This window comes from Novipirellula sp. (assembly GCF_041583735.1).
Classification (GTDB): Bacteria; Planctomycetota; Planctomycetia; order Pirellulales; family Pirellulaceae; genus Novipirellula.
Window position 1 is genome coordinate 1 of record NZ_JBFHFD010000262.1, and the last position, 11080, is coordinate 11080.

Annotated in this window: 10 protein-coding genes and 1 pseudogene; 9 read left to right on the plus strand and 2 right to left on the minus strand. The window is 55.9% G+C overall.

What is annotated here, in order from left to right:
- Positions 1–1435, plus strand: a 1435-nt coding sequence (locus tag ABX962_RS18880; RefSeq protein ID WP_372721587.1) for a cadherin domain-containing protein, incomplete at its 5' end; no start/stop codon positions are given.
- Positions 1436–1458: 23 nt separating this feature from the next.
- Here the strand turns inward: ABX962_RS18880 and ABX962_RS18885 are convergent.
- Entirely contained in the window at positions 1459–2901 is a 1443-nt protein-coding gene (locus ABX962_RS18885; RefSeq protein ID WP_372721588.1) for a BBP7 family outer membrane beta-barrel protein, read from the minus strand.
- 386 nt (positions 2902–3287) lie between these two features.
- Between ABX962_RS18885 and ABX962_RS18890 the strand changes: the two genes are divergently transcribed.
- Positions 3288–4154, plus strand: coding sequence for a response regulator (locus ABX962_RS18890; RefSeq protein ID WP_372721589.1), 867 nt, complete (start codon positions 3288–3290; stop codon positions 4152–4154).
- Positions 4139–5749 carry an ATP-binding protein gene (locus ABX962_RS18895; RefSeq protein ID WP_372721590.1) on the plus strand — a complete coding sequence of 537 codons (1611 nt, stop codon included), beginning with the start codon at positions 4139–4141 and terminating at the stop codon, positions 5747–5749. Before ABX962_RS18890 ends, ABX962_RS18895 begins: the two co-directional genes overlap by 16 nt.
- A gap of 117 nt (positions 5750–5866) precedes the next feature.
- Here the strand turns inward: ABX962_RS18895 and ABX962_RS18900 are convergent, their stop codons facing one another.
- Positions 5867–6676 (minus strand): WecB/TagA/CpsF family glycosyltransferase, encoded by an 810-nt coding sequence (locus ABX962_RS18900; protein WP_372721591.1) that lies wholly within the window; start codon positions 6674–6676, stop codon positions 5867–5869.
- A 381-nt stretch (positions 6677–7057) separates the two neighbouring features.
- Here ABX962_RS18900 and ABX962_RS18905 point away from each other — a divergent pair, with 381 nt between their 5' ends.
- From ABX962_RS18905 to ABX962_RS18930, 6 genes and pseudogenes are all read left to right on the plus strand, one after another.
- Positions 7058–7723 carry a class I SAM-dependent methyltransferase gene (locus tag ABX962_RS18905; protein ID WP_372721592.1) on the plus strand — a complete coding sequence of 222 codons (666 nt, stop codon included), beginning with the start codon at positions 7058–7060 and terminating at the stop codon, positions 7721–7723.
- Between the two features lie 185 nt (positions 7724–7908).
- Positions 7909–8703, plus strand: a complete 795-nt coding sequence (locus tag ABX962_RS18910) for a thymidylate synthase (RefSeq protein ID WP_372721593.1) — start codon at positions 7909–7911, stop codon at positions 8701–8703.
- Positions 8704–8783: 80 nt separating this feature from the next.
- Complete coding sequence (locus tag ABX962_RS18915) at positions 8784–9317, plus strand: dihydrofolate reductase (protein WP_372721594.1); 534 nt, start codon at positions 8784–8786, stop codon at positions 9315–9317.
- 150 nt (positions 9318–9467) lie between these two features.
- Positions 9468–9851, plus strand: coding sequence for a 30S ribosomal protein S13 (gene rpsM, locus ABX962_RS18920; protein WP_339940584.1), 384 nt, complete (start codon positions 9468–9470; stop codon positions 9849–9851).
- 111 nt (positions 9852–9962) lie between these two features.
- On the plus strand, positions 9963–10346 hold the full coding sequence (rpsK, locus tag ABX962_RS18925; protein WP_008696448.1) for a 30S ribosomal protein S11: 384 nt from the start codon (positions 9963–9965) through the stop codon (positions 10344–10346).
- A 167-nt stretch (positions 10347–10513) separates the two neighbouring features.
- Positions 10514–11080: pseudogene (locus ABX962_RS18930) on the plus strand (DNA-directed RNA polymerase subunit alpha); the annotation flags it as partial.

Consider the following 11080-nt stretch of genomic DNA (forward strand, 5'->3'; position numbering starts at 1 on the left):
CACGCTTTCGAGCACCGATGCGAACGCAGGTGACACGCATGCCTACACTTTGGTCAGCGGCACCGGGGACACCGACAATGGATCGTTCACGATCGACGGCGACTCGCTGAAGACCGACACCACGCTCGACTTCGCAACAAAATCCAGCTACAGCATCCGCGTTCAAAGCACCGATGCGGGCGGATTGACCTTCGAACAAACCTTTACCATTACCGTCACCGAGGTCACCAACGTTGCACCGACTGCGATCGCACTAAGCGAAACCTCGATCGCCGAGGGCGCTGCGGTGGGCACCACCATTGGCACGCTTTCGAGCACCGATGCGAACGCAGGTGACACGCATGCCTACACTTTGGTCAGCGGCACCGGGGACACCGACAACGGATCGTTCACGATCGACGGCGACTCGCTGAAGACCGACACGACGCTCGACTTCGCAACAAAACCCAGCTACAGCATCCGTGTTCAAAGCACCGATGCGGGCGGATTGACCTTCGAGCAAACCTTTACCATTACCGTCACCGAGGTCACCAACGTTGCACCGACTGCGATCGCACTAAGTGAAACCTCGATTGCCGAGGACGCCGCATTGGGCACCACGATTGGCACGCTTTCGAGCACCGATGCCGATGCAGGTGACACGCATGCCTACACTTTGGTCAGCGGCACTGGGGACACCGACAACGGATCGTTCACGATCGACGGCGACTCGCTGAAGACCGACACCACGCTCGACTTTGAAACGAAATCGAGTTACAGCGTTCGCGTTCAAAGCACCGATGCCGGCGGATTGACCGTGGAAGAAACTTTCACGATTAACGTCACCAATGTCAACGAAGCTCCGACAGCGATCTCGGTTTCACGCACCACCATTGCCGCGAACGAAGCTGCCGACACCGAGATTGGATTGCTGAGCAGCGAAGATCCCGACGCAGGCGACACGTTCACGTACACCATCGTGCCTGAGGCCGGCGCAACGTCGGAACCATTCAAGATCGCTGACGGCAAACTTGTCTCGAACGAAGTTTTTGACGAGGCGATCCAGAGCTTGTATGCAGTCCGTGTCCGCAGCGAAGACGCGGGCGGATTGTCATTCGAACAAGTGCTTGAGATCACGATCAGCGAACCCAATGTGGCTCCGACCGCAATCGCCCTTGATAACACCACGATCCCCGCCAATGCCGCGACCGGCACCTCGGTAGGCTTGTTATCAACCACCGATGCGAACGCCGATGACGAACACATCTACCTGCTCGTTAGCGGAGCTGGCAGCGATGACAACGCGTCATTCACGATCGAAGGCAATGTGCTAAAGACCAACGTCGATCTCGACTCGAGCTCGCCGACAACGTTTAGCATCCGCGTGCAGAGCATTGATCGTTACGGTGTTTCAACCGAAGAGATGCTGACGCTTTCCGTCGAAACGACAGCGTAGGCGCATTGGTTTGACGATTCGTGTTAGAACGAGAACTTCACGCCAGTCGTCAAGCCGTGGGCGACAAAATCGTCGGTTTCAAAGCTGAACCGGGGATTTCCGCTGCCCGATGATGGTTCCGGGGGAAACTGCGATACGCTGCGGTCAATCACATCGGCGACTCGCGTGGCATTGGACCAATACAGCAAACTGTAGCCAAGCGAGAGTTCGACAAAATCATCGATTCGTTTGGACAAGGTGATTCCCACTTCGGGGATCACCGTGAACTGCGAATCGTCGTATTGACCGATGTTGGTTTGTTGAGCAAGCAACCCGCCCGTGAACGACGCGGAACCAGAACCAGGAACAGTGTTGGTGGTCCCACCATCAATCGTGACTTCGGCGGTATTGACGCCGAGCCCAACTTTCAGCAGCGTGGCCAATGTCCAAGTTCCCGAACGGCGGCGGTAATTGAAACCGACTTCCGCACCATTAAATTGATTTTCAACGTCGAAATCATCAAACAAAACGACCGACGTGCCGGAAACAATCTGGCCTCGCGCCGCCGTATAGGTGGACGCTTGATCGATGCGAAGCATTTCGTCCAGGCGAGCATGGCGATAACCAATCAACAAATCCAAGCTATCACAAGCCGACGAGACCAATCGTTGACGCCGTAGCACATCGAAGGCGTACAGTTCGTTTTCGACTTGCACTCGAACCGCTCCGCGAAGGAAATCGGGATGTGCCACCAGCATCGCATCTTCCGCGCCGGTTTGTGTGTTGAAGACTGGCCGGGCGAGTAGGCTGCCGCTATTGCTGAAACTCTCGCCATCGCTGAACACGCCAAGCGCCGACAGTTCAATGGCCCCGTCGCGGTTGGAGTCGATCCGCCCTACGCTAATGCGGGCCCCGGATCGCAGCGAATCCAAGATCTCGTCGCCACCAAACAACACCGTCGTTCCCGATTGGCCGAGCACGCCGGTGTTTTCCGGCGTGGTGCCTGCGGGGCTGGTCGTCACCAACGCTGGCAAACGGATTCCATCAAGTGCCCACGCCAGATATTCGGCGCGTACCCAAAATTGATTTCGGTGGCTCGCCATCCCCATACTATCGCATGCGTCGCAACCGTCGCAAAATCCGCTGTCACAACCATCAAACTCGGTGGCAAACTCTTCTCGGGGCGACAACGGGTCGCCCACGAAAGAATCATAAAAATCGTACGACACGGGAGCCACGGCGGAAGGCTCGGAGCCGTCGGATTCTTCGCTGGCTAACTTTTCTCCGCTGGCTAACTTTACCGTCGCCGCATCCTGCGAAGCGTTTCCGGAGACGGGTCGCCACGTCATTTTGCGGGGCGACGCCGTCTCGGCGGACTTGGTTTCTGGTGAATCGGCTGCGTAAAGAACGCAAACATCGACGAAAACAATCGCCATCGCAAAAATGGCAACGCTCAGTCGGCTAATATTTATTGTGATGGACAACATTGTCTTCGGGGCGCAGGGGAAGCACATGTTTTGACGTGAACCCTATGTCGCTGATCAAAGAAAGCGGTGTCAATGGCGAATATTGCCAGCTTTGCGGCCCCTAAGGTCCCCGGTGGGAAACCCGAAAATGATCCCAGTCGGCCCACATTGTTAGTTGCCTGGGGCATCCCCCGGCCGTATATTACCAGCGAGTTCCAGGCCGGGATGTGCAGATGAATGTACCGTAGAGGCCCTGAAACGCCGCTCCGATGTCGATGATGACGCTGGTGGCGGCTAGAGTAGGTCACAGCTCGAAATCCTTGTGACCCGCCGAAGTTTTTTGCTTCCCCGCTTTCGCCCTCGCATGCGAATCACCGCAAAAAACTTCCTCAGAAGGCATTCCAACCATGTTGGTTCTCTCTCGCCGCTCTCAGCAGCAAATTGTTTTTCCCAATCTCGGTGTCACCCTTCGAATCCTTCAAGTCCGCGGACAAATTGTGAAGGTTGGGATCGATGCACCACCGGAAGTCTCGATCCTTCGTCAAGAGATGCTTGCATCCCAATCGGGTCTCGCAAGCGACACGCTTACCGCGGTCCCACTGCGTGACGAAGCCGAACATCGACGACGCAACCAGCTGAACGTGCTTCAGCTGCACCTCGATGCGATCCAGTCACGGATTGATCGAGGCGCATTGATCGACGCTAAAGCGATGATCGACACGCTCGTCGCACGGATGAACCATGACAATCGCGAAGTCGCTTCGCCCCGCGAAAACGCCATACCCCAAGCTGCCATCCCCCAAGCCAGCAAGCGTCAAGCTTGCACGCGTGAAGCCGGCATAACCGATCCGCGGGTGCGATTGCTTGTCGTGGAAGACTCCGACAACGAACGCAGCTTGATGACCTACCTACTCGCATCCCAGGGGTTTGTCGTGCATGTGGCCCGCGACGGAGGCGAGGCGTGCGAGCGACTGCAATACTGGGGGACGCTGCCCGACGTGATCCTAATGGACATGCAGATGCCGATGCTGGGCGGACTCGAAACGCTGCACCATATTCGGCAAAACGAGCGGACACGAGACTTGCGAGTCTACGCGATCACGGGATCACGTCGCCGAATCGAAGACGAGCCCGCTGGCCGCGGATGGGACCGCTGGTTCGCCAAACCGCTAGATATCAAAGAATTGGTGCAAGCGATTCAGCAGGACCATTCATCCCGACTCGCTTCGACAGGTCTGCCGGCGACCGGAGGCCCGCAGTGGTATCGATCTTAAACGACCGCAGCAGTGGCCCATGGCGAGCGATGGTTCGACGTTATGGCACGGCGATCCTCAGCACCGGAGTCGTCATCTGGGTCCGTTCGCTATTGCAACCGTGGTTAAACGAGGAGTGTCCGTTTAGCCTGTTCTATCTCAGCGCGTTATTGACGGTTTGGATCGCCGGCACGGGACCGGCGATCTTCGCGGTTGGGCTGGGCACGGTTGCCGCAGCGCACTTTTTCATCCCTCCCTCGTCGAGTTTGTTGATTGATGACGTTCCTGATTTGGTCCAATTGATCATTTACGTCTTCGTGAACTGCGTTGCAATCATGCTGTTCAATCGCGCAGAACGCCAACGTGACCTCGCTGAGAATCGCTCGCTCGAAAACGAGCGACTCAGCGACGATTTGCGAAAAGCCGACCTGCGAAAAGACGAATTCCTGGCGTTGTTGGCGCATGAACTTCGCAATCCCTTGGCTCCGATTCGCACAAGCCTAGCACTGCTCGAGCGAAACGAAAGTTCGCCCGATGTGGTCCGCCGCATGCGTGAAATCATCCACCGGCAAACCATCCACCTGATCCGCATCACCGATGATTTGCTTGACGTGTCACGCTTTTGTCGTGGCAAGGTCGAATTGCAAGTTCGGCGAATCGATCTTCGGTTAGCAATCGCCGATGCGATCGAAATGGTCGAAAGTTCGCTGAAATCCAAATCGCAACGCTTCCAATCGCTGATCCCCGATGATCCGATTTGGGTCGACGGTGATCGGGTGCGACTTGCTCAATTGCTTGCCAACCTGCTTGGAAACGCGTCCAAATACACGCCCGAGGCGGGACGAATCACGCTAAACCTAGAACCGATCGATGACTTGGTCTCGATCATGGTCAGCGACAATGGGATTGGCTTCGCTCCGGTGCAAGCCGACCGCATCTTTGAACCGTTTGTTCAGATCGATGCGAGCCGCACTCGCGAGTACGGCGGGCTCGGCGTGGGATTGACCATCGTGAACCGCTTGGTTGCCTTGCACGGGGGGACGCTATCGGCAACCAGTCGCGGTCCCGGCATGGGCAGCTGCTTTACTGTAACGCTGCCGGCAGCCACGACGATGCAGTCAAGCGACGCAAATTTGTTTGCCGATGATTTCACGGACAACGCATCGCGAACGTCATGCCAATCCGAATCCTCCGTCACGACCAAAGGCAAATCGCTACTGTTGGTCGAAGACAACAAAGATGCATCGGCACTGCTTGCCGAACTTTTTGAATCCGAAGGTTTTCAGGTGTACCAAGCCTATGATGGGGTCGAAGCGATCCAGAAGGCCACACAGACCCATCCCGATGTGATCATCATGGACATCGGATTGCCTGGCATGGACGGCTATGAAACCGCGCGTCGCATTCGTCGTTCGCGAACCATTGCCGGCATCAAAATGATCGCGTTAACCGGATGGGGTGGCCCTACGGATCGTGACTTAGCCATCCAAGCGGGCTTTGACTTGCATCTAATCAAACCGATTGCCTTTCAAACACTCCACGACCGTGCCCAAGCCATGATTGATGAACCGGTTCCCTCAGAGAAGTGTGATAAGCCAAGTTTTGCGCAAACTTAGCAGGCGGTGCCGTGCCACTACCAAAGTAGACGACCTTGGATTAAGGCCGTCGGCTCCGATTTTGCGGTGCTAAGCCCCGAGGATAGTTGGACCCGAGGATAGTTGAATGTTCGCTCGCTAGCCGAACAACACTTCATCCTGAGGCTTGACCCCCGCGTCGCTGCGGCGAACGTACAACCGCAACTTTTGCAGCGTCAACAAGGAAACGAAGGCGGGGTTCGTCGTCGCGTAGCGTTTCCATAACCGCTTAGGCTCGCGAGTAAAGCGAAACAACCACTCCAACCCATTGCGTTGCATCCACGATGGCGCCTGGGCCAACACGCCAGCGTGAAATGCGAACGCGGCACCGACTGCGATCAACGGCATGTTGACGCGGTCTCGCATTTCGTAAGCAAACACCTCTTGGCGAGGGCAGCCCAAACCGACAAAACAAATTCCAGCGCCGCTGTCACGAATCTCTGCCGCTAATTCATCCCGTTCGGCGACTGACAAATTGCGAAACTTCGACGCTCGCTTGCCTGCGATTTGCAGCTTGGGAAATTTTGCACCCAGGTTCTTGGCAAAACCGTCCAGCATCTCTTGGGTCGCTCCGAACAAAAAAATCGAAACTCCCGCTTCAGCCGCCGCTTCACAAATCTTCAGCGTCAGCGTTGGCCCGTACACTCGATCGGGCAATTCACATTGGTGCAGCCCGTTCAGGGCCCAACGAACCGGTTGGCCGTCGGGACACACCAAATCGAATTGGTTCAATCGATACTGGTGCTCCTTGTCGCCTACCCCCGTCATCACGCCATGTACCGCCAGCGCCGTGACGGCGAGCGGTTGGCGATGCTGGCCCGCCTCGATCACCCGTTTGACTGCGGCTTCGTAATCAATCGCACTGACGTCGATCCCCAGAACGTTGTATTTCCCTAAATCAATCATCATTTGGTTCCGCTAATCTGATCTCACCGCCGGACTACCGTTCCAATCGAAACACCGCGGGAGCGTCGCTTTCTGCTGATGCCAATGTGTTACCACAAAGCCCAATGCGCCACCACACAGCACTATCCCGTAAGCCCCCGAGCGTTCGGCCAATCCCCGCCCGGCAAACAGCGGCCGGCAAAACAGCGTCCGCTCCATTGCGGTGGCCAGCTGGCAAAACCACAAGATGGCTAACGGGGCACGGGCTTAATGCCCGATAGTAGTCAGACGAACACGTTTTGAAGTCGGCATCGCGAAATTTTCATAGAATGGGCCAGACACCTCCCGTAAAATCTGCACTCACGTTGCACACCGCTCTGTTCTCTCTCGTTTCAGGAATATCACGTGACACTCGCTCGTACGCTTGAACCTGAAACAATGGACGCATTTGACGAAGCGGTGGCCTATTTGCAGATGAACCATGCCGAGGTCAATCGTATTTTCGTCGACGATTTGTTTGCCGGCGGCACGACCGGCCCCCGAGTGATCGACTTAGGATGTGGCCCCGGAATTTTGGCGATCGAAATTGCATCACGCGACAAGGCAATCGAAGTCATCGCGGTCGATCTGTCGACCGAGATGCTGGGACTTGCCAAACAAGAAGTCGATTTCGCTGGAATGCTGGACCAAATCATGCTCCACCAAGCGGACGCAAAAGCGATGACGGGGTATGAGGACGAGATTGCTGACACAGTGGTTTCCAACAGCCTGGTCCATCATCTGGAACAGTCCGACGAGGCGATCAAAACCTCGATGCGACTGGTCAAGAGCGGGGGACGCGTGTTCATCCGTGACCTGATGCGTCCAGAATCGGCAGCCGAAGTCGAATCGCTAGTGCAAACCCACGCCGGGGGCGAAAACGAGGTGGCCAAGCAATTGCTGCGACAATCGCTTCACGCCGCATTGACGCTGGACGAGATCCGATCCGCTGCTGCGGGATGTGGAATCGACGCCGCGTGCGTTCATGCGACCAGTGACCGACACTGGACGCTCGATTGGACTCGGCCGTGACACGACACGGGCCGACACGGGCCGACACGGGCCGACACGGGCCGAAGATATTGAAGATGCCAGCACTCGGCAAACTCATTCTTAACTGGATAGAATTAGCAATCGAATGATTGCGTGGTCGCGCGGCCGTGCCGCCGACCAACGTTTCCTCTTATTTACCCTTACTTAAATCCAAACTTCATCCGATGCGAACCTACCTTCAATTGCTCGACGAAGTCTTGAATCATGGCCTCGACCGCGACGACCGCACCGGGGTCGGGACACGTGGCTTGTTTGGTCGGCAAATGCGATTTGACTTGAGCGACGGCTTTCCGCTGCTCACGACCAAAAAGCTGCACATGCATTCGATTTTGCATGAATTGCTGTGGTTTTTGCGTGGCGATACCAATATCGGCTATCTCCGCGAAAATGGGGTCAGCATCTGGGACGAATGGGCTGACGAAGAGGGAAACTTGGGCCCGGTTTACGGCCAACAATGGCGTTCATGGGAAGGGGGCAATGGGGAAACGATTGATCAAATCGCTTGGGTCACCAACGAAATCCGCGAGAACCCTCAATCCCGTCGCTTGATCGTTTCGGCCTGGAACGCTCATCAGATCGACAAAATGGCGTTGCCCCCCTGCCATCTGCTCTTTCAGTTCTACGTTGCGGGCGGAAAACTCTCCTGCCAACTGTACCAACGCAGTGCCGATTTGTTTCTTGGCGTTCCCTTTAATATCGCCAGCTACGCACTGCTGACGATGATGATGGCGAAGGTCACAGGACTCGAACCGGGCGATTTCGTTCATACATTGGGGGACGTCCATCTTTACCGCAACCATTTTGACCAAGCTAGCGAGCAGCTGACACGGCATCCCAAACCGCTACCGAAGATGCAAATTCAATCGACCCCCGACTCGATTGACGGATTCACGTTCGAGGATTTCCAGTTGACCGATTACGATCCGCATCCCCGCATTAAAGCCCCGATCGCCGTATGAGTTTTGCAGGTGTGAGGACCGACGATGCTGCGGCGGCCATGGAAGATGCAGATCGATCGCCTGTGATCGCGTTGGTGGCGATGACCCCCACGGGAGTGATCGGCAAAGATGGCGATATGCCGTGGCGGTTGCGGAGCGATCTGATGCGGTTCAAACAGCTGACAATGGGGGGGACGCTAATCATGGGTCGGCGGACGTACGATTCGATTGGCCGTCCGCTGCCGGGCCGCCGCACGATCGTGGTCACTCGCAACGCCGATTGGAAATGTGAAGGCGTGTGCCGCGCCGAAAATCCGGAACAAGCGGTCCAGATGGCCCGCAAGGCCCCAGCTTCGCAATCGTCCCCAACTTCTCAACAAGAAAGTTCCGCTGGCTCGGACACTTCCTCCAAGAACCGTGGAATCTATGTGGTGGGCGGTGCCGAAATCTACCGACAATTGCTACCATGTTGCGACGAAGTTTGGCTAACTCGAGTGTGGTCCTCGGTTTGTGGAGACACGACTCTGTCGATCGAGCTCTCCAAATTCCGCCAAATCGAGCAAACCCGCGTCATCGCCTCTTCGAAAAACAGCGTCCCAACGGAGTTCATCCGAATGGTTCGTGAAAATTCTTAGAAAAATCATCCCACGTCCCCATTGAGCAAAAAGGGGGCCAGACGGTATAGTCCGGGATTCTTGGCCGATGCATCGTGCACCTTGACCCAATGTGTCACACGTTCGTCGTATTTTGCCGTCCCTCTGATCGATACTTGCAGGAGTTCCGTTATGCCCCGTCTGATGGGCGTCGATGTGCCAAACGACAAGCAAATCCAATATTCGCTGACCTATTTGTATGGGATCGGTTTGCATACGGCCCGTGAGGTGTGCGAAAAGCTTGGGATTGAGCCAACACGAAATGCGAACGACTTGGCTGAAGATGAGCTGAGCCGAATCACCGCACTACTTGAGCGTGAATACACGGTCGAAGGTCCTCTTCGTCGTCAAGTCACCCAAAATATTAACCGACTTCGCGAAGTCCGATGCTATCGCGGCATCCGTCATCGCGTCAGTTTGCCAGTACGTGGCCAGCGAACCAAAACGAACGCTCGGACTCGTAAAGGCCCTCGCAAGACGGTTGCGGGCAAGAAGGGCGTCAAGGATTTGCGTTAATCGCAGTCCTGTGGCTGAGAAACGCAGAAAGTCTTCGTTTCTCGTCCTGCCTGAAACACCCCATCGTCAACTTACTGAACCTCACCCAATTTCACTGATAGAGACTTTGCAGTGGCAAAGACCAACAAAAAGAAGCGAGTTCGCCGCAACGTCACCAGCGGCATTGCCCATATCCACGCAACGTTCAACAACACCACCGTCACAATCACCGATCCCAAAGGTGACACATTGTGCTGGGCGAGTGCGGGAACCAGTGGTTTCAAGGGAAGCCGTAAGAGCACCCCGTTTGCGGGCCAGTGTGCTGCACAGCAAGCCGCTGAAAAGGCAACCAAGTTCGGCATGCGTGACGTCGAAGTCCGCGTGAAGGGCCCAGGGTCGGGTCGCGAAAGTGCGATCACTTCATTGCAAGCCGCTGGCTTGAACGTGAAGTTGATCGAAGAAGTCACTCCGATCCCTCACAACGGTTGCCGACCACGCAAGAAACGACGCGTGTAATCCACCTTGGCGTCCCGATCTGCGGTGACGCTCCCCTTTGTCTGCGTTGCGATGCAGGGCGGTGTGATCGACCTCGACGTGTTTAATCACCGAGTGGCCGATTCCTCGAGCCCGACGTAATTGCAGCTGACCCCACTCCCACACACCCACAAACATATTGAGGCTTTATGACGATGCACATTCGATGGCGTGGCATGGAACTTCCAAGCTCGCTCGAAGTCGATCGCGATACCCTCACATCGACCTACGGTAAGTTTTCAGCAGAACCATTCGAGCGCGGCTTTGGTGCAAGCGTCGGCAATAGCCTGCGTCGCGTACTGCTAAGTAGCTTGATGGGCAGTGCGGTCACTCAAATTAAAATCCGTGGTGCTCAACACGAATTCACCACCATCCCAGGCGTGATGGAAGACGTGACCGAAGTCGTGTTGAACGTGAAAAGCCTTGTCGTTCGCAACCACACCGAAGCGACTCGCGTGATCACGGTTGAACGTGACAAAGCGGGCCCGATCACCGGCGCGGACATCCAAACCGATGCCGATGTCGAAATCATTAACAAGAATCACGTCATCGCGACCCTCACCGACGATGTTCCATTCATGATGGAAATGGTTGTCGAAAATGGTCGTGGTTATGTGCCAAGCACCGAGCACAGCAGCGTTGACCACGAAATTGGAATCATTCCAATCGACGCGGTCTTCAGCCCAATCACCCGTGTCCGTTACGAAGTCGAGGAA

What these genes read in the sequence shown, in the direction of transcription:
- ABX962_RS18885 (WP_372721588.1), bottom strand. Translation starts at nt 2,901, where the DNA reads ATGTTGTCCATCACAATAAATATTAGCCGACTGAGCGTTGCCATTTTT.
- rpsM (WP_339940584.1), top strand. Translation starts at nt 9,468, where the DNA reads ATGCCCCGTCTGATGGGCGTCGATGTGCCAAACGACAAGCAAATCCAA.
- ABX962_RS18900 (WP_372721591.1), bottom strand. Translation starts at nt 6,676, where the DNA reads ATGATGATTGATTTAGGGAAATACAACGTTCTGGGGATCGACGTCAGT.
- ABX962_RS18915 (WP_372721594.1), top strand. Translation starts at nt 8,784, where the DNA reads ATGACCCCCACGGGAGTGATCGGCAAAGATGGCGATATGCCGTGGCGG.
- ABX962_RS18890 (WP_372721589.1), top strand. Translation starts at nt 3,288, where the DNA reads ATGTTGGTTCTCTCTCGCCGCTCTCAGCAGCAAATTGTTTTTCCCAAT.
- ABX962_RS18910 (WP_372721593.1), top strand. Translation starts at nt 7,909, where the DNA reads ATGCGAACCTACCTTCAATTGCTCGACGAAGTCTTGAATCATGGCCTC.